Source organism: Sorangium sp. So ce128 (genome assembly GCF_051525245.1).
GTDB classification, from domain to species: domain Bacteria; phylum Myxococcota_A; class Polyangia; order Polyangiales; family Polyangiaceae; genus Sorangium; species Sorangium cellulosum_B.
In genome coordinates this window covers 8,850,355-8,867,231 of the sequence record NZ_CP150313.1, presented here as the reverse complement: position 1 = coordinate 8,867,231, position 16,877 = coordinate 8,850,355, and the positions used below count along the sequence as shown (strand labels likewise).

Sequence of the window (16,877 nt, the reverse complement as noted above, 5' to 3'; positions counted from 1 at the left end):
CGCATGAGCGAGCGCGTGGACATCATGACACCCGCCTTCCGGGCGGATCCTTATACGCCGTATGCAGCGATGCGCCGCGAGGCGCCTGTCTGCCAGGTGGATCCTGGCGGGATGTGGGCGGTGAGCCGGTACGCCGATGTCGCGACGGTCCTGCGGAGCCCGGAGCGGTTCTCGTCCCAGGGGTTCCGGGCCGCCTGGCAGCCGGCGTGGGTGGGGCACAACCCGCTCGCGAGCTCGATCCTGGCCATGGATGGCCCGGATCACGCGCGGCTCCGCGGCCTGGTGAGCCGGGCGTTCGGGGCGCCGGCGATCGCGCGTATCGAGCAGCGGGCCCGGGAGCTGTGCGAGCGGCTCGCGGGCCGCCTCGACGGCGAGGTCGACTTCATCGCCGCGGCCGCGGCGCCGCTGCCGGCGTTCGTGATCAGCGAGCTGCTCGGCCTGGATCACGCGCTCGAGCCGCACTTCAAGCGGTGGATGGACGATCTCCTGTCCGTGACGCCCGAGCCGGCGAGCGCCGAGCACGCCGCCCGCGTCCGCGCCACGATCGCGGAGCTCGACCGGTACATGGCCGACGTCATCGCGGCCCGCAGGCGATCGCCCTCCGACGACCTCGTGAGCGAGCTCGCCCGCGCCGGTGAGCTCCTCGGCGACCGCGAGATCATCGATCTGCTCGTCAGCATCCTCGGCGGCGGCCTCGAGACCACGACCCACTTCCTCGGCAGCTCGATGCTCCTGCTCGCGGAGCGCCCCGCGGAGCTCGAGCGGCTGCGCGCCTCGCCGCAGCTCATCCCGAGGTTCATCGAGGAGATGATGCGTTATGACGGCCCGACCCAGTCCGTCCCCCGGCTCACGACGTCGGACGTCGCGCTCGCCGGCCTGACGATCCCCGCGGGCTCGCTCGTGCTGGCCCTGGTCGGCTCGGCGAACCGCGACGAGCTGCGCTTCACGGATCCCGATCGGTTCGATCTGCACCGCGGGCAGCCGAGCCTGACCTTCGGGCACGGCGCGCACTTCTGCCTTGGCGCGGCGCTGGCCCGGATGGAAGCGAAGGTCGCCCTCGAGGTGCTGCTCCCGAGGATCGGCGAGGTGACCCGCGCGCCGGGCGAGATCCCGTACAACCGCACGCTCACCGTGCGTGGCCCCGTGTCGCTCCCGCTCCGCTTCAGGCCGGCCTGACGTGCCAACGAAATGAGGGGATCTGTCAGGTCCTGTTCTGCACAATGGCTGTCCATGCGATATCGAGCGTTCCTGCCGCTGGTCTTCGCTCTGCCGGCGTGCGGCCCTGCGGCCGCGCCCTCGCCTGCCGCGGGCGCTGCGCCCGTCGTGGCCAAGGCGGCGGCCCCCGCGGCGCCGTCTCCGTCGGCGCCGGCCGTGGGCGTCGCGCCAGCGCCTGCCGCGAGCGCCGCGCCGGCGCCGCAGAGCGCCTGTGCGCTGGAGCGCGGCTTCCACGGCACGATCGGGCCGAAGCTCGAGGTCTTCGCGCGGCTCGAGCGCGACGGAGGGACCGTGCGGGGCCGTTACCTCTATGCCCACGTCGGCGTCGACATCCCGCTGGCCGGGACGGTCACCGACGCTGGCGACATCGCGCTTGTCGAGGGCAACCCGGCGCGCTCGACGGGTCAGTTCGCGGGCACCTGCCGGGCGGACGGCCACCTCGTCGGGACGTGGACGAGCCCGCGGGGCGCCTCGCTGCCGTTCGACCTCGCCTCGGTCGGCGCCCGCGATGTGCTGCTCGTGGCCACGAAGAAGAGGGCGCGCCGCTTCCCGCCGCAGCCGAACCCCGATGGCCCGTCCGACGGGATCGGGATCCCCTTCGAGCCAGGCGAGGCGTGCAGCGAGGATCTCGCCTGGCCCGAGATCTTCGGCGCCGCGACGGCGAAGAGCGAGGCGGCCCTCAACCGCGCGCTCGAGAGCGGCGCGTGGGTGTTCGGGCAGGGGGACGAGGCGAGTTTGCGCGCGTGCAAGACGGGCGAGCGAATGGCCGCATCGCGCACCTTCGAGGTCGCCCTCAACGAGAAGGGCCTGCTCGCGGTCCGCTCCCACGATGCGATGCGGTACGAGGGCGGCACGCACCCCTGGGATCCTGGGGCCGAGCGCTGGCAGGTGCTCGACGCGCGCACGGGCGCGCCCGTGACCCAGCTGCTCGACCGGTCCGCCGCGTCGAAGAAGGCCCTGCGGCCCTTGCTGGAGCGCTGCCTCGCGCCGTTTGCCGGCGGCGACGCGACCGTGCTCGAGCTGCTGCGGGAGCGCGTGAGCCTCGACAACCCGGATCTGCTCCTCCTGCCGACGCCCGCCGGGCTGAAGCTCGCCGCGACCGGATATCCGCCGCCGCTGCGCGTGCTCGAGGGTGATGGCCCGATCCTGACGTGGGCGGCGCTTGCCGGCGCGGGCGCGGTCGGCCCGAGGAGCCCTCTCGCTCGCCTCTGGGAGGGCCGCAGCGCGGCCGCGGCGGCGGACCCGTGCGCGAAGCAGGGGTCGCCCTGAGCCGGACCCGATCGGGCCTGTGAACCCGACCCAGGTCGAGACGACAACCGACAATCCGACCCGGGTTGAGGCGATCATCGGCAATCCCATGGTGAGACGAGCCCGGGAACCTGGCCGGACCTCACCGAGCTGGACAGCTGGATCCGCCGCGCCGTCGTGATCAGCGATGCCAGTGAGCGCCTCATCCTTCTGCCGTCCGCCGGGTTGAAGCTCGCCGCGACAGGAGATACAACGCTGTGCGCCCCTGGCGGCGCAGGCCGTCGTGTCGTCAATACGCCTGTACCGCGCTCGTCGGACGCGACCCAGCCCACGTGAGTCCGTCTTTTCCGGGGAGGATGCCCGTCACGGAGCACGCGGACCGAAAGAACATGGAACAGAAGACAACTCCGACGAACACCGAGCTCGAGCGTGAGATCGATGCGCTGCGCCGACGCGTCGCCGAGCTGGAGGCCCCCGCGCGCCGCTACAGGGCCCTGCTCGACGGGGGCATCGTGAGCATGATGATCTACGATGGCGAGAGCCGCGTGCTCGAGGTGAATCGTCGGTGGGAGCAGCTCTGGAGCTTGAGCCTCCGGGACGTCGCCGGGTGGCGGTTGCTGAAGGACGAGCAGGTATCCGCCAATGGGTCGATGCCCCTGGTCGAGCGGGCGTTCTGGCGGGGCGAGGCCACGGCGTTGCCCACCATTCGCTACGATCCGGTCCAGGCAGACACGCTCCAGAAGGGAATGGCCCGCTGGGTCGCCTCCTCGCTCCATCCCATCAACGACGCTGCGGGCAACGTGCGCGAGGTGCTGCAGATCCACGTGGACGTCGGCGAGCTCAAGCAGTCCGAGGACGAGCTGCGGGCTCAGACGGCGCGGCTCGAGGCCGCGATCGCCGAGCGGACCCAGCGGCTCGAGGAGCAGCTCCGCGTGAGCGAGGAGCAGCAGCGCGCCATTGCCGTGCTGTCCACGCCCGTGCTCAGGCTCTGGGACGGCATCCTCGCGCTGCCGCTCATCGGCCACATCGACGCCGAGCGCGCCGCCCGCATCCTCGAGGTGCTGCTGCAGGCCATCGTGGACACGCAGGCGGAGCATGTGATCATCGACGTCACCGGCGTGCCGTTCATGGACGCGGAAGGGGCACGCCACCTCCGCGACACGGTGCGCGCTTCCTCGTTGCTCGGGGCGCAGTGCGCCATCGCGGGCATCTCGCCGGTCATGGCGAGATTGCTGATCGACTGCGATCTGGGCTTCGATGGCGTCACGATTGTCGCGAGTCTCCAGGACGGGCTTCGGCGCTTGTTGTCCAGCCGCAACGGCGATCGAACGATAGGCGCTGCTGGCGCCGTCGCCGCCCAGAGGCGGGATCCCGCGCGCCTCGATGAGCCGCGAGAGCGCTGAAGTTCAGCCGGGCCGGAGGAGCGACAGCGGGCGTTCGATCCTCGCGCTGCGGAGGATCGTGCTACATCCGAGCGCGTGCCGACGCTCGTCCTCTCGCAGCGCTACAGTCCTGACTCGAACGCGCTGTTCGCCGCTGCCCTCGCGGTCGGCTGGGACATCGAGCGCCTTCGCTCGTTCCGCTGCCCCGAGGGGCTCGCGGCGCGCGACCCCGTGCTCTACGGCGAGACCATTCTCGCCGACGCCATCATGGACGACCTCGAGGTCGCGCTGCTCGAGCCGACCGCCGACTGGCTGCCTCGCCTGCCCCAGCGCCACCGCCTTCGCGGCGTGCGCCTCACGACCCTCGAGGATGCGCTGGCGCTCCGTGAGCCTGCGTTCATCAAGCCAACGGATGAGAAGCTGTTCCCCGCGCGCGTGTACGCGGACGGCGCCGCGATGGATCCGGACCCGCGGCTGCCGCTGGATCTGCCCGTCCTCGTGAGCGAGCCCGTCGTGTTCGAGGTGGAGTTCCGGTGCTTCGTGCTGGAGCGCGAGGTGGCGGCGCTCTCGCCCTACATCCGCGGCGGGGAGATCGCGCGCACCGCGGCGGGCGACTGGGAGGCGGATTCAGAGGAGGTCGAGGCGGCATCCGCGTCCATCTGCGCGGTGCTCGCCGACGCCGACGTCGAGCTCCCGCCCGCGGTGGTCGTGGACGTCGGGCGCATGGCAGGGCGGGGCTGGGGCGTTGTCGAGGCGAATCCCGCCTGGGCCTCGGGGCTCTGCGGGTGCAACCCGGCAAGGGTGCTCCCCGTGCTGCAGCGGGCAACCGTGCCGCGCAGGATGGTCTCGGAGGCAGAGCAGCGCTGGCTGCGGCGTGTCGGGTGAGGGATCTGAAGTATCCCCCCCAAATTTCCGGGAGATTCACAGGGAGGCGGGGAGATGGGGAGTGAAGTCCCATGAATCTCCCTGTCTCCCCGCCTCCCTGTTCAATTTTTTTCTCTCTCTAAAGATGCCGACAAAAGTCACGTCATCTTGGCGAACCAGCGGTCGAGGATGGTTTGCGCCCGCGCGAGCTCCGAAAGCTCCGTCACCTCGTTCAGGGCGTGCATCGTCCGCTCCGCGCCCGGTCCGAAATTCGCCGCCGGGATCCCGAGCGTCGTGAAGCTTGCCACTTCCGACCAGGTTTGCCGGGCCTCGACGCCTTGAACGCCGCTTTGTTCGAGAGCAGCGATGAGCGCGTGGTTCCGGTTCGGCGGCGCCGGACGGGAGAGCTCCTCGAACCGGACGGCCCCCACGCGGTCCACGAGCGCCATCAGCCGCTCTTGTGAGGCGTGGGAGCTCGTGCTGGGACCGTACGTATGGTGCACGTTCACTTCCAGGTGGTCTGGCACGACGCTGCCGGACCGGCCCCCGTGCGCCGAGGTGGCGTTCATCATCTCGTACCAGGTGAGGCCGTCGACGACGTCGGGTACGGGCTCGAACGCGGCAAGCTGAGAGAGCACGCGCGCGAACTTGTGAATCGCGTTCACGCCGGCACCGGGCAGCCCGCTGTGCCCCGCGCGGCCTGCAAACGCCAGCGTCGCGTGTGTCGAGCCTCCCGAGCCGAGCTGAAGCTTGTTGTCCGTGGGCCTGAGCACCAGCGCGAAGTCGGCCCGTCGGAGCTCGGCATCCTGCTTCATGACCAGCCTGAGCTCGCTCGCGTCGAAGCCGCACGCTCCGCGCGCGTGAAACACGAGGGTGACATCGGCGTGTACCTGCGGCCGGCGCTCGGCCAGATCGAGCATCAGACAGAGGCCGCTCTTCTCGGCGGCTCCAGCGCCGAGCGCGCGGTTGTTCTCCGTCCGCGCTTCGCCTCGCTGTCCCGCGTTCGCCACGTCGAGCTGCCCGACGAGCAGAATCTTGGGGCCTCCCGACCCGCGCGTGACTGGCGCCACCAGAGAGTCCCCGTAGCGGCGTGGCGGCGAGGCCAAGGGCAGCGCTGCGAGCCGTTGAGCCAGCTCGTCGGCCAGGTTGCGTTCCTCACCCGTCGGCGAGGGGATCCTGCACAGCCACAGCAAATTCTCGAGTAGCTCCACGTCGACCTCCGATCAGACCAAACGATGCGCGCTGGCTCCCCCTCAATCGTACCGGAATTTTCGGTACCAGGACACCAGCCAGAAGGCGAGTATCGCTCCCAGCACGGTCACGTGCTTGCCGGTGAGCCAGGGCCTGGGGTGAAGCGCGATGGGCAGCACGCCGGCCGCGAAGATCGCCGCGAGTTGCCCGAGCCCGGATTCGGCGCTCGTCAGCGTGAAGGCGGATCACGTGCGGCACGGAGGATCCTTAATCCGGTGGAGCTGCGCAGGCGAGCAGATCCACGCCATCGCAGCTCGGACATAGCACCGCCGGAGACGGATGACCTGATCACGCGGGCGGCTGCTCCGTTCGTGGAGGCGACCGCGGTCGCGAAGACGGCTGCTGCGAGGCTCGCCGGCGGAGGCTTCGGCCGGGCCAGCGGATCTCTTGCCCCGGCGCTATGATCGTCGCCGGCGAGGGGACGTGTACCTCGCGGTCGCGCGCGTGGCCGATGTGCTGGCGGGCGTCGGGAGCGGATCGCGCCCGGGGGGGCGCTCAACCGAGGAGACCGAGATGTACGAGCTCACGATCGAGCGCCTCCTGCATGTCGCCCACGCGCTGCGGCTGCACGACGGCAAGTACGAGCCGCTGCACTGCCACAGGTGGCAGGTCCACGCTCAGGTGTCGGCGGAGCGGCTCGACGCGGTCGGAGGGGTCATGGACTTCAACGAGCTCGATCGGTTGCTCGCCGACGCTATCAGCTCGTTCGATGGCAAGACGCTGAACCATCTACCCGAGTTTGCGGACCTCAACAGCTCCAGCGAGCGCATGGCCGAGGTGCTTTATCACAAGCTCGCGCCGCGGCTGCCGCCGGGCGTACGCCTCGACTGCGTGACCCTCCTGCGCGACGAGGCAATCCGCGCCCGGTTCACGTACAAACCCTAGTCGGACCCGTCTGAAGTCTTGCGCCCACGGAAAAACGCGGCTCGCTCAGCGAGATTGGCGAGACGGAGCGGCCTTCGGCTGGCCTCCGACGAACGCCGCCAGGTGCTCGCCTGTCAGCGTCGACTTCGCCGCCACCAGGTCGGCCGGGGTGCCTTCGAACACGATCCGCCCGCCGTCGTGGCCCGCGCCCGGCCCGAGGTCGATGATCCAGTCGGCGTGCGCCATCACCGACTGGTGGTGCTCGATCACGATGACCGACTTGCCGGAGTCGACGAGCCGGTCCAGCAGCCCGAGCAGCTGCTCGAGGTCGGCCAGGTGCAGCCCGGTGGTCGGCTCGTCGAGCACGTAGACGCCGCCGTCGGCGCCCATGTGTGTCGCGAGCTTGAGCCGCTGCCGCTCGCCACCCGACAGCGTGGTGAGCGGCTGGCCGAGCCGCAGGTAGCCGAGCCCCACGTCGGCCATACGCTGCAGGATCGCGTGCGCGGCCGGCGTATGCCCCTTGCCAGCGCCGAAGAAGCCGACCGCCTCTGCGACCGACAGATCGAGCACCTCGGCGATGTTGAGCTTGCCGAGGCGGTACTCGAGGACCGACGCCTGGAACCGCCGGCCCTCGCAGTCCTCGCAGACCGTGGTGACGCCGGCCATCATCGCGAGGTCGGTGTAGATCACCCCCGCGCCGTTGCAGGTCGGACAGGCACCCTCGGAGTTGGCGCTGAACAGGGCGGGTTTCACGTTGTTGGCCTTCGCGAACGCCTTGCGGATCGGCTCCAGCAGATCGGTGTACGTCGCCGGGTTGCTCCGCCGCGAGCCACGGATCGGGGTCTGATCGACCGACACCACCCCGTCACGGCCGGACACCGAGCCGTGGATCAGCGAGCTCTTGCCCGACCCCGCCACGCCGGTCACCACCACCAGCACGCCGAGCGGGATGTCGACATCGACGTTCTTCAGGTTGTGCGCGCGGGCGCCGCGCACCTTCATGACTCCCGACGGTTTCCGCACCGACCGCTTCAGGGAGGCCCGGTCGCTCAGGTGACGCCCGGTGAGCGTGCCGCTCGCCCGCAGCCCGTCGACGGTGCCCGTGAAGACCACCTCGCCGCCGGCGGTGCCGGCGCCGGGGCCCAGGTCGACGACGTGGTCGGCGATCGCGATCGTCTCCGGCTTGTGCTCGACCACGAGGACGGTGTTCCCCTTGTCGCGCAGCCGCAGCAGCAGCTCGTTCATCCGCTGGATGTCGTGGGGGTGCAGCCCCACCGTCGGCTCGTCGAAGACGTAGGTGACGTCGGTGAGCGACGACCCGAGGTGGCCAATCATCTTGGTGCGCTGCGCCTCGCCGCCCGACAGCGTGCCCGACGGCCGGTCGAGGCTGAGGTAGCCCAGGCCGATCTCGACAAACGAGTCGAGCGTGTGCCGCAGCGTCGCCAGCAGCGGCTTGACGGACGGCTCGTTCAGATCGCGCACCCACTTGGCCAGGTCGTTGATCTGCATCGCGCAGGCGTCGGCGATGTTGATCCCCTTGATCTTGGAGGACCGGGCAGCCTCGCTGAGCCGCGTGCCGCCGCACTCGGGACAGGTGGAGAACTTGATCGCGCGCTCCACGAACGCCCGGATGTGGGGCTGCATCGCGTCGACGTCCTTGGACAGCATCGACTTCTGGATCTTCGGGATCAGCCCTTCGTAGGTCAGGTTGATGCCTTCGACCTTGATCTTGGTCGGCTCCTTGTGGAGCAGGTCGTGGAGCTCCTTCTTCGTGAACTTGCGGATCGGCTTGTTCGGGTCGAAGAAGCCGCACCCGTTGAAGATGCGCCCGTACCATCCATCCATCGAGTAACCGGGGATGGTGAGCGCACCCTCGTTGAGCGACTTGCTGTCATCGTAGAGCTGGGACAGGTCGAAGTCGGAGACGGATCCCATGCCCTCGCATTTCGGGCACATGCCTCCGTTGACCACGAACTCGCGCTTCTCTGTCTTCTTCCCGCCGGCCTTCTCGATCGAGATCGCCCCGACCCCGCGGACCGACGGGACGTTGAAGGAGAAGGCGTTGGACGAGCCGATGTGCGGCTTGCCGAGGCGGCTCCACAGCACCCGCAGCATCGCGTTGGCGTCGGTCGCGGTGCCGACCGTCGAGCGGGAGTTGGCACCCATCCGCTCCTGGTCGACGATGATCGCGGTCGTCAGCCCTTCCAGCACGTCGACCTCGGGCCGGGCCAGCGTCGGCATGAACCCCTGCACGAACGCGCTGTAGGTCTCGTTGATCAGCCGCTGCGACTCCGCCGCGATGGTGCCGAACACAAGCGACGACTTGCCCGATCCCGAGACGCCGGTGAACACCGTCAGCCGCCGCTTGGGGATCTCGACGCTGACGTCCTTGAGGTTGTTCTCCCGGGCGCCCTGGACCCGGATCAAATCGTGGCTGTCTGCGGCTTGCTGTCTGTCTGCGGCGTGCTGCTTGGAGGAGGCCATGTTCGCGATCATGTCATCAACACCGACGGTCTGTGAAGGGGTTCCGGCAACCTGCGCGAGTCCGGCCGCAGCGCCCACGACGTCACCGCCAGCGCGAGGACCACGAGCGGCGCGATGATGTGGCCAGCGTTGCTCGTGGAGTCGCTGGCGCCGACGGCGGCCCAGGCGAATGCGGCGCCGGTGAGGTCGAACACGAGGCCCGCATACGCCCACTCCTTCAAGCGCGGGAATCTCGGCGCCAGCAGCGCGAGCGCGCCGAGGATCTTCCAGATGCCGAGGAGCGTGACGAAGTGCAGCGGGTAGCCGAGGCGCACGAAGCCGTCGACGCTCGCTGGCGCGTGGAGGACGTGGGCCACGCCGCCCGAGACCATGGACGACACGACCAGGCCTGTGGTCACCCAGTAGGCCACGAGCCTCGCCCGGCTCATGAGACCCTCTCGAGCAGGTCGACGAGCTTCCCGCCCATCATCTTCCAGCCGTAGCGAGCGCCGCCGAAGTTCTGCTTCTGGTCCGGCTTGAAGCCCGATTGCACGAGGGACAGGCGCGTGCCCGACGCCGTGGGCGTGAGCGTGAAGGTCACGACGGTCTCCAGGAAGGGGACGCTCCACGTGTAGCTGAGCTTCCGATGCGCTTCGATCTCGACGAACCGGCAATTCACGGTGCCGTCCCAGCCGGGGTACGGCTGCGTCTTGAGCGTGAACGCCGCCCCCGGCTCGAGCTGGAGGCCGATGGTGGGCAGGAGCCACTCCGCCAGCAGCGCCGGTTCGGTGAGCGCGCGCCACACCTTCTCCGGCGCATGCTTCAGATCGAACTCGAACGAAATGGATTCGGTCTGCGATTGGGCGGTCGTGTCGGTGGGGTTCATTCGTCCATTTTCTCCAGTAGTTGTTCGAGGCGATCGACGCGCTCCGTCCAGAAGGCGCGGTAGTGCGTGATCCAGTCGACGAGCGGCTTCAGTCCGCGCGGCTCCACCCGGTAGTAGACACAGCGCCCCTCGCGCCGGCCGCTCACGAGGCCGGCGTCTTTCAACGTGGCGAGGTGCTGCGAGATCGCCGGCTGCGAGATGTCGAAGCGCGCCGTGAGGTCCTTCACGGCCGCTTCGCCACGCGTGAGCGACTCGAAGATCGCCCGGCGGCTGGGGTCCGCCAGCGCCTGGAAGATCTTGTCTTCGACCACGGCCGCGCTCTGCATCCACGACTTATAAGCCGCGGCTTATTGATTGTCAAGCGCGCGGATCGGGCTGCCTGGGAGCGTCGGAGCAGGGAGGCATGGTTCTGCGAAGCAGCCAGCTCGCTTGGTGCGTGAAGGGGCGCATGAACGCGGGGAGTGTCTTCTCCTCCGCCGAGATCCGTGCGGCTTACTGCCCGGCCTTCGGATCCATCCACACCACCTCCCAGTGGTGCCCGTCGAGGTCCTCGAAGCTCCGGCTGTACATGAACCCGTGGTCCTCCGGCGGCCCCGCCTCCTTGCCGCCGCCGGCGAGCACCTTCGCCACCATCGCGTCCACCTCGGCACGGCTCTCGCACGAGAGCCCGAAGGCCCCCTCCACGTGCGTCGCGGTCTCGCAGAGCTCCTTCTTGGTGAACGTCTTGAAGAACGGCTCGACGAGCAGCATCGCGTAGGAATGCTCGCCGATGAGCATGCAGGCGGCCTTCTCGCCCGTGACGTTCGGGTTGAACGTGAAGCCGAGGGCCTTGAAGAACGCCACGGTGCGATCGAGGTTCTTGATGGGCAGGCTGACGAAGAGCTTGTGGGACATGAAATTGTCCTCCTTTTCTTCCATGGACCCCCCGCCCGCGGAGAAATCATCGGTCGCTCGAAGAAAATCTTCGCGCCCTGCTCCGGCAGCTCCATGGGCGCGGCCGAGGAGCTCGCCGAGCTCCCGCTCGGAGAGCGAGGCCGCCTCCGTCACCGCGCGCAGCTTCCGATCCCCGCGAGACCATCGGGCGGCTGCTCGCTGCAGCACAGGCAAGGAGGTCGAGCACTCCGGCGCGTGAGCGGCCTGACGTCTGGCCGTTCGGCCGCGGGGATGCGTGCGTCAGCGCGCGTCCCCGTCCGCCGCGACGGCTTGTTAGCCGGCTGCTGAGTGATGAGGTCGTCGGCGGTCGTCGGCCGACGCCAGGGCCTGGAACTGGGTGATGGCTTCGTAGACTCCCAGGCCGATGCCTCTGCTGAGCTGGTCCCGCTCGACCATGTTATGTGCCAGAAAGATCAGCACCGAGTCGTCGTTGGCGTCCGCGCGCCACCAGCCTCCGAAGCCGCCTGGCCAACCGACTGCGCCCTCGCGGCCCCCACACACCGTGGGCTCGGCCTTCTTCGGATCGAGCACCACGGCGACGCCCATCCCGAACCCGTGACCGCCCCGGAAGAGCGGCATGCCTCCCACTTCAGCCGTGGCGCGCTGCTGCTCCGTGAGGCGGTTGGAGGTCATCAAGACGAGCGTCTCGGGCCGCAAGATACGCACGCCATCCACGGCGCCTGCTCCCAGGAAGATGCGCGCGAACGCGAGATAGTCGTCCAGCGTCGACCACAGCCCCTGGCCGCCGGAGACATAGTCCATGTCATCGGGCCGTTCAGGGACCGTCGAGTCGCCTGGGCAGGTGAGGCGCGCGGAGAGCCGGCCCGAACCATCGAACCCGTAGTTCTTGACTCGCCGGTCCCGCCTCTCGCGTGGCACGATGAAGCTGGTGTCGGCCATGCCAAGCGGATCGAAGATCCGGCGCTTGAGCACGTCGCCGAGCGGCGCGTCCTCGATGCGTGCGATGAGCAACCCGAGGAGATCGGTCGAGTGGCCATAGTGAAGGGTGGCCCCCGGCTGGTCGAGCAACGGCAAGGCAGCCAGCCGCGTGATCCAATCATCGGGCGCCACGTGGCTGTCGATGTCGCCTCCCAGCGCCTCCCCATAGGCCTCCGCGATGGGTCCACGATGGAAGGCCCCGTAGGTCAGCCCCGAGCGGTGCGTCAGCAGATCCTCGAAGGTGATCGGTCGTTCTGCCGGGTCGGTCTCGTCGAGCGGGCCCGCGGGAGAACGCAGGACGCGCATGTCTCTGAACTCCGGTGCCCAGCGAGCGATCGGATCGGTCAGCGCGAAGCGCCCCTCCTCGAACAGCATGAGCGCCGCCGTCGAGGTGATCGGCTTCGTCATCGACGCGATGCGGAACAGGCTGTCATGCTCGAGGGGCAGCCTGGCCTCCAGGTCTCGCCACCCGAGAGACGCGCGCTGAACCACCTTGCCGTCGCGCCAAACCATCGTTGCTGCGTTGGCGAGCGCGCCAGAGTCTACGATCGCTCCGACGCCCCTCGCGATCTGGTCTCCTCCGTTCATTCGTTCCCTCGATTCATTCCATGTCCGGTCAACGTCGCGATCCGCTGCGTCGCAGGGCCTGGCGGCGGGTTATAGCATGTTCGGCGCCATCGTCGCCGTCCGTCAGGGCCGCGACCGGCCGGAGCCCGGGCTGCATCCGAGGCGCGTCCTCACGTCTCATGGCGAGCGCTCGGCCATGGTTGCAAAGGTCTGCCTCCGCGGTCTATGATTTTCGCCAAGGAGGAGCCTCTCGATGACCATCACCATTACCGCCTTTGAACGCTCACCCGATGGTGGCAAGGGACTGGCGCGTGATACGCGTGTTCGCTGGGCGCTCGAGGAAGCGGGCCAGCCCTACCAGGTTCGCCTTGTTTCGTTTCGTGCGATGAAGGAGCCCGAGCATCTGGCGCTTCATCCTTTCGGCCAGATTCCGACCTATGAGGAAGGCGATCTCGCGCTGTTCGAGACAGGGGCGATCGTGTTTCACATCGCCCAGCGACATGCGGGCTTGCTGCCGGACGATGCCAATGCTCGGGCGCGCGCGATCACATGGATGTTCGCCGCGCTCAACACGGTAGAGCCACCGATTCTCGAGCTCGTAACCGCCAGGATCCTGGAGGGCGACAAGCCCTGGTATGCGGAGCGCCTGCCTCTGGTCGAGGACCGCATCCGCGCTCGGCTCGGCCAGCTCTCCGTTCGCCTGGGCGATGCCGGCTGGCTCGATGGTGCGTTCAGCGCTGGCGACTTGATGATGGTGTCGGTGCTGCTCAGGTTGAGATTATCGGGCATTCTGGACGAGTACCCAAACCTGGCCGCTTATGTCGCCCGCGGCGAAGCGCGGCCCGCCTACAGGCGAGCCTTCGACGCTCAATTGGCGGTCAACACCGACAAGCCATCGACCGGCTGATCGCAGTCTTCGCTGACAGGGCTGAGAAGTCCGCGAGGAGCAGCCCGCGAGGCAGCCGCACCTCGACCCACGGCGGGGCACCGCGAAGAACAATGTGCACCTCAGTAGCGTTTGTCATGGAGGAGCACCCGAAGCGTGTGCGTGGTACCTTGGCCCGCATGAAGGAGGCCGGCCCCTCGGGGCTCAGGGAACGCAAGAAGGAGCGCACGCGCGCGCAGATCATCGAGACCGCGATCGAGCTCTTCCTGAAGAACGGCTACGAGCAGACGACCCTCGATGACGTGCTCGGGGTGGTCGAGGTCTCGCGGAGGACGTTCTTCCGCTACTTCGAGTCGAAGGAAGACCTCGTGATCGCGTGGATGGACCAGTTCATCGAGGCGGCGCGCGAGGCGGTGCGGGCGCGCCCGCGGAGCGAGCCGCCCGTCGTGGCGCTGCGAAACGCCGTCAAGACGATCGTGAAGTTCCACGAGGGGGATCTGCCCCGCTTCGCCTTGATCCAGCAGTTCGTCGCGCGGACGCCGGCGATCCGCGCGAGGCAGCGCGAGCGGCTGGGACACTGCGGGGAGGAGATCTGCGAGCCGCTGGCCGAGCGCATGGGCCTGGACGCGCGGCACGATCTCGCGCCGCGCGTGCTGGCGAGCTGCGCGATGGCGGTCGTGCAATCCGCGATGGACGCGTGGATCGCGCGCGGGGCCACCGAGGACCTGCCTGAGCTCGTGGACGAGGCCTTCAGGACGCTCGCGCGCGAGTTCGGTCGCGGTGGGAGCGGCACCTCGCCGCAATGAGCGCCGGCTCGGTCGTTTCCGCCTGACGCGCGCCGCCGGTTCGTCTGCCGGCGAGGAGCGCGCGCGAGGAGAAGCGCGCCTTCTTGACAAATGCCACTGAGGGGCTATTGTCCCTGAGTAGCTGCTATCGCCGCGTTCCGGTGCTCGATCGCTCCACGATCCTGCGATCCGAGAGGTGCTCAGCGCGCCTCTAGAGCTTCCGTTTGGATCGACCTTGCCGAACCGCTTCGCCAAGGCGGCCACGTCTGACGTGGCGGCGGACGCTCACCATCGCGCGACGCCAGCGCATGAGACCCCCCATGGCACCTGGGCGCGCGGCGGCGCGGGCTTGCTTCTGATTCAGCTTCGAGGGGTGTCAGACCGTCGGCGGCTGGCTGGACAATGCCGGTCACGACAAGAAAGGAAGCCTATGGCAAGGGTATTGATTACCGGGTGCAGCAGCGGGTTACCGTGGCGGCCGCTCGCCGCGCGCAGCCGTTCGAGGCCATCGAAGCGATGATCCAGCAGACGCTCGGGCTCGGGTCAGCGTCGTAGGTCGCGCGAGATGCATCGCCTCCGAGACGCGCTGCCGCCGTCCTCGGCGGCCTTCTCCTCCTCTCCGCGGCCGCGTATGCCGCTCGGCGATCTGGGGCTCGACGTGGAACCTGCGTGATCGATTATCCTGAGTTCCTCGTGCGCCTTCACAGCCAATAGCGCGCACGGCCCTTGACATCCTCGAATTGTGTTGCTTTTCCTTCCCCCTCAATGCGCCTGGTGAAGATCAACCCGCCCGACGTCCACCAAACTCCCGGTTATCACCACGTCACGATCGTCGAGGCAGGCCGGCTGGCCTTCCTCGCCGGCCAGTGCCCACTCGACCTCGACGGCAACGTGGTCGGCGCGGGCGACTACCTCGCGCAGGCCGACCAGGTGGCAGCGAACGCGCTGACCGTCCTGAACGCGGCCGGGGCGCAGCCCCGCGACGTGGTGCGCTCGGTGATTTACGTGGTCAGCGACGACGACCAGGTGCTGGGCGCGGTGTGGCAGCGACTGAACGACTCGGCGCTCGGCGCGGCCTTCGGTACGGCCAGCACCCTGCTCGGGGTCGCTTCGCTCGGCTTCACCGGTCAGCTGGTCGAGCTGGACCTGACCGCCGCGCTCCCCGGTTGATCCAGCGGCGGCCGGCATCGACGGCCCCGGCGCGCGTCCTTGCCTCGCAGACCGAGGACCCTCGTTCAGTGGAAGGCGAAGCGGTCGACCGTGATCTCGTAGCGGAGTTGTTCGCCGCGCTCGATGCGGCCACCGAGCGATAGGTTGTGCTCCTCGCCGTTCGTCGCCACGTACTTCGCGTCGGCCGCCACGAACGTGCACGCACCCTCGATCGGCTGCGGGCGCTCGGAGAGGCAGCTGTAGCCGTCCTCGGCGGCGGGGCGACAGATGCGGGTGTCGATCTTCAGCGCCTCGACCTCCTCGCGTGAAAACAGGCGCTCCTCGTAGGTGATCTTCATGGGCTTCTCGCAGCGAACGTAGATGGGCAAGTACTGGTGCTGCGCGTCCCGGTACACGACGCCGTCTTCGATCTCCTCGCGCGTGCCCTCGGCCACGTCCAGATAGCCCTTCAGGCGGACCGGCGCCTCGACCGCGGCGGGGAGCCCCTCGGCGGGCATCGCCTCGGCGTGCGGGTGATCGCCGGCGTAGACGAGGACGTTGAGGAAGCGGTGCCGCGCGCCGTCCCCGGTGGGGTCGAAGATCTCGCTGACCGCGTCGCATCGTGCGGCCTGCTCGGCGGAGTGGCTCTCCATGTTGTCCCCGATCGATTCGAACCCGAGCTCGTAGACGCCCAGGCTCGCTCCCCAGCCACTGTCGTCCTTGGACGCGGCCAGGCCGGCGGCGTCGTTGTCTGGGGCGCTCCAGAGGTTGTTGGTGGTGAGCGCGGGGACGTGCGTCAGCGATCGAACGAGGGAGCCGTTGTCGCCGCAGCCGCGCCCGATCTGTTCATAAGTGGTGTCTACCTCCGCCGGGGTCGACGGGGTTGCCGGCGCCTCGGTGGGCTCGGCGATGTCGCCGTCCGATCCGCCGCAGGCCGCGACGAAGATGAAAGGAGCCCCCACGAGAACCAGCGAACGAAAGTAGTTCCTCATGACGGCGGTGGGGAGCAAAGCTCGTACCTTCCCGATCCATGCGGATTTTCCGTCCAAATCGCAGCGCGAGACGCGACGCGTGAACGGGGCGCCACACCTCGGCCGCTTACGACGCGGCCGGCGTCATGGACCTCGCCGCCGAGCGCTCCCGGCGCGGCGGGTAGCCCCGACTGGGCCCGCGCTCGCGGCGGGCGACGCGGAGGCGGCGCGCATCGCCCACGAGACGAGCGGGCGGTTGTTCGGTACCACCCGCGGACGGTGCTGCTCGGCCAGCTACTGCATCGCTTCTCACGGATCTACGTCCGCCCAAGGTGGGCTTGTGCGGCGGGCCGGCGCAGCAAGCGCGGCGGCCGGAGGACGCCGCGCGCCGCAAGCCGGACCCTCTGCACCAAGCCCTGATTGAGCGCCCGGACCTTCACGCTGCTCCTCCAGCACCTCTGGAAGCCACGAGCT

The 16,877-nt window shown here is 68.9% G+C and carries 17 protein-coding genes; 9 read left to right on the top strand and 8 right to left on the bottom strand.

All coding sequences use genetic code 11. The features are described 5' to 3' along the window. Window positions 1–3: 3 nt before the first annotated feature. The 4 genes from WME82_RS33770 to WME82_RS33755 all read left to right on the top strand — a co-directional run bounded on the left by WME82_RS33770 (window position 4) and on the right by WME82_RS33755 (window position 4,730). On the top strand, window positions 4–1,176 hold the full coding sequence (locus tag WME82_RS33770; protein WP_438038658.1) for a cytochrome P450: 1,173 nt from the start codon (window positions 4–6) through the stop codon (window positions 1,174–1,176). 54 nt (window positions 1,177–1,230) lie between these two features. Further along, window positions 1,231–2,484, top strand: a complete 1,254-nt coding sequence (locus WME82_RS33765; RefSeq protein WP_438038657.1) for a hypothetical protein — start codon at window positions 1,231–1,233, stop codon at window positions 2,482–2,484. Between the two features lie 368 nt (window positions 2,485–2,852). Next, window positions 2,853–3,866, top strand: coding sequence for an STAS domain-containing protein (locus WME82_RS33760; protein WP_438038656.1), 1,014 nt, complete (start codon window positions 2,853–2,855; stop codon window positions 3,864–3,866). Window positions 3,867–3,941: 75 nt separating this feature from the next. Next, on the top strand, window positions 3,942–4,730 hold the full coding sequence (locus WME82_RS33755; RefSeq protein WP_438038655.1) for an ATP-grasp domain-containing protein: 789 nt from the start codon (window positions 3,942–3,944) through the stop codon (window positions 4,728–4,730). 137 nt (window positions 4,731–4,867) lie between these two features. On the opposite strand, the gene WME82_RS33750 is transcribed toward WME82_RS33755, so the two are convergent. After that, window positions 4,868–5,779 carry a M20/M25/M40 family metallo-hydrolase gene (locus WME82_RS33750; RefSeq protein ID WP_438038654.1) on the bottom strand — a complete coding sequence of 304 codons (912 nt, stop codon included), beginning with the start codon at window positions 5,777–5,779 and terminating at the stop codon, window positions 4,868–4,870. Between the two features lie 694 nt (window positions 5,780–6,473). Here WME82_RS33750 and WME82_RS33745 point away from each other — a divergent pair. Beyond that, the gene (locus tag WME82_RS33745; RefSeq protein WP_438038653.1) at window positions 6,474–6,845 is read left to right on the top strand and encodes a 6-pyruvoyl trahydropterin synthase family protein; all 372 of its coding nucleotides are present in this window, start codon (window positions 6,474–6,476) and stop codon (window positions 6,843–6,845) included. Between the two features lie 45 nt (window positions 6,846–6,890). On the opposite strand, the gene WME82_RS33740 is transcribed toward WME82_RS33745, so the two are convergent. From WME82_RS33740 to WME82_RS33715, 6 genes are all read right to left on the bottom strand, one after another. Next, window positions 6,891–9,308: an ATP-binding cassette domain-containing protein gene (locus WME82_RS33740; protein ID WP_437851740.1), complete on the bottom strand. Its 2,418-nt coding sequence runs from the start codon at window positions 9,306–9,308 to the stop codon at window positions 6,891–6,893. Between the two features lie 8 nt (window positions 9,309–9,316). Further along, window positions 9,317–9,736, bottom strand: coding sequence for a DoxX family protein (locus WME82_RS33735; protein WP_437851738.1), 420 nt, complete (start codon window positions 9,734–9,736; stop codon window positions 9,317–9,319). Then, a complete protein-coding gene (locus WME82_RS33730) occupies window positions 9,733–10,173 on the bottom strand; it encodes an SRPBCC family protein (RefSeq protein ID WP_438038652.1) in 441 nt (146 codons plus the stop codon). Before WME82_RS33730 ends, WME82_RS33735 begins: the two co-directional genes overlap by 4 nt. Next, window positions 10,170–10,499, bottom strand: a complete 330-nt coding sequence (locus tag WME82_RS33725; RefSeq protein ID WP_437740608.1) for an ArsR/SmtB family transcription factor — start codon at window positions 10,497–10,499, stop codon at window positions 10,170–10,172. The genes WME82_RS33730 and WME82_RS33725 overlap by 4 nt, the downstream gene beginning before the upstream one ends. Window positions 10,500–10,665: 166 nt before the next feature. Next, on the bottom strand, window positions 10,666–11,067 hold the full coding sequence (locus WME82_RS33720; RefSeq protein WP_438038651.1) for a VOC family protein: 402 nt from the start codon (window positions 11,065–11,067) through the stop codon (window positions 10,666–10,668). 312 nt (window positions 11,068–11,379) lie between these two features. Further along, window positions 11,380–12,633, bottom strand: a complete 1,254-nt coding sequence (locus WME82_RS33715) for a serine hydrolase domain-containing protein (protein WP_438038650.1) — start codon at window positions 12,631–12,633, stop codon at window positions 11,380–11,382. Between the two features lie 232 nt (window positions 12,634–12,865). Here WME82_RS33715 and WME82_RS33710 point away from each other — a divergent pair, with 232 nt between their 5' ends. From WME82_RS33710 to WME82_RS33695, 4 genes are all read left to right on the top strand, one after another. Then, window positions 12,866–13,519: a glutathione S-transferase family protein gene (locus WME82_RS33710; protein WP_438038649.1), complete on the top strand. Its 654-nt coding sequence runs from the start codon at window positions 12,866–12,868 to the stop codon at window positions 13,517–13,519. A 137-nt stretch (window positions 13,520–13,656) separates the two neighbouring features. Beyond that, window positions 13,657–14,304 carry an acyl-CoA-like ligand-binding transcription factor gene (locus tag WME82_RS33705; protein WP_438038648.1) on the top strand — a complete coding sequence of 216 codons (648 nt, stop codon included), beginning with the start codon at window positions 13,657–13,659 and terminating at the stop codon, window positions 14,302–14,304. 381 nt (window positions 14,305–14,685) lie between these two features. After that, window positions 14,686–14,838 carry a hypothetical protein gene (locus WME82_RS33700; RefSeq protein ID WP_438038647.1) on the top strand — a complete coding sequence of 51 codons (153 nt, stop codon included), beginning with the start codon at window positions 14,686–14,688 and terminating at the stop codon, window positions 14,836–14,838. Window positions 14,839–15,048: 210 nt separating this feature from the next. Continuing rightward, entirely contained in the window at window positions 15,049–15,453 is a 405-nt protein-coding gene (locus tag WME82_RS33695; protein WP_438038646.1) for a RidA family protein, read from the top strand. A gap of 65 nt (window positions 15,454–15,518) precedes the next feature. Here the strand turns inward: WME82_RS33695 and WME82_RS33690 are convergent, their stop codons facing one another. Further along, a complete protein-coding gene (locus WME82_RS33690) occupies window positions 15,519–16,442 on the bottom strand; it encodes a hypothetical protein (protein WP_438038645.1) in 924 nt (307 codons plus the stop codon). Window positions 16,443–16,877: the final 435 nt, after the last annotated feature.

Coding starts and splice junctions, on each gene's coding strand:
- WME82_RS33770 (WP_438038658.1), top strand. CDS start 4: ATGAGCGAGCGCGTGGACATCATGACACCCGCCTTCCGGGCGGATCCT.
- WME82_RS33765 (WP_438038657.1), top strand. CDS start 1,231: ATGCGATATCGAGCGTTCCTGCCGCTGGTCTTCGCTCTGCCGGCGTGC.
- WME82_RS33760 (WP_438038656.1), top strand. CDS start 2,853: ATGGAACAGAAGACAACTCCGACGAACACCGAGCTCGAGCGTGAGATC.
- WME82_RS33745 (WP_438038653.1), top strand. CDS start 6,474: ATGTACGAGCTCACGATCGAGCGCCTCCTGCATGTCGCCCACGCGCTG.
- WME82_RS33740 (WP_437851740.1), bottom strand. CDS start 9,308: ATGGCCTCCTCCAAGCAGCACGCCGCAGACAGACAGCAAGCCGCAGAC.
- WME82_RS33735 (WP_437851738.1), bottom strand. CDS start 9,736: ATGAGCCGGGCGAGGCTCGTGGCCTACTGGGTGACCACAGGCCTGGTC.
- WME82_RS33730 (WP_438038652.1), bottom strand. CDS start 10,173: ATGAACCCCACCGACACGACCGCCCAATCGCAGACCGAATCCATTTCG.
- WME82_RS33725 (WP_437740608.1), bottom strand. CDS start 10,499: ATGCAGAGCGCGGCCGTGGTCGAAGACAAGATCTTCCAGGCGCTGGCG.
- WME82_RS33720 (WP_438038651.1), bottom strand. CDS start 11,067: ATGTCCCACAAGCTCTTCGTCAGCCTGCCCATCAAGAACCTCGATCGC.
- WME82_RS33715 (WP_438038650.1), bottom strand. CDS start 12,633: ATGAACGGAGGAGACCAGATCGCGAGGGGCGTCGGAGCGATCGTAGAC.
- WME82_RS33710 (WP_438038649.1), top strand. CDS start 12,866: ATGACCATCACCATTACCGCCTTTGAACGCTCACCCGATGGTGGCAAG.
- WME82_RS33700 (WP_438038647.1), top strand. CDS start 14,686: ATGCCGGTCACGACAAGAAAGGAAGCCTATGGCAAGGGTATTGATTAC.
- WME82_RS33695 (WP_438038646.1), top strand. CDS start 15,049: ATGCGCCTGGTGAAGATCAACCCGCCCGACGTCCACCAAACTCCCGGT.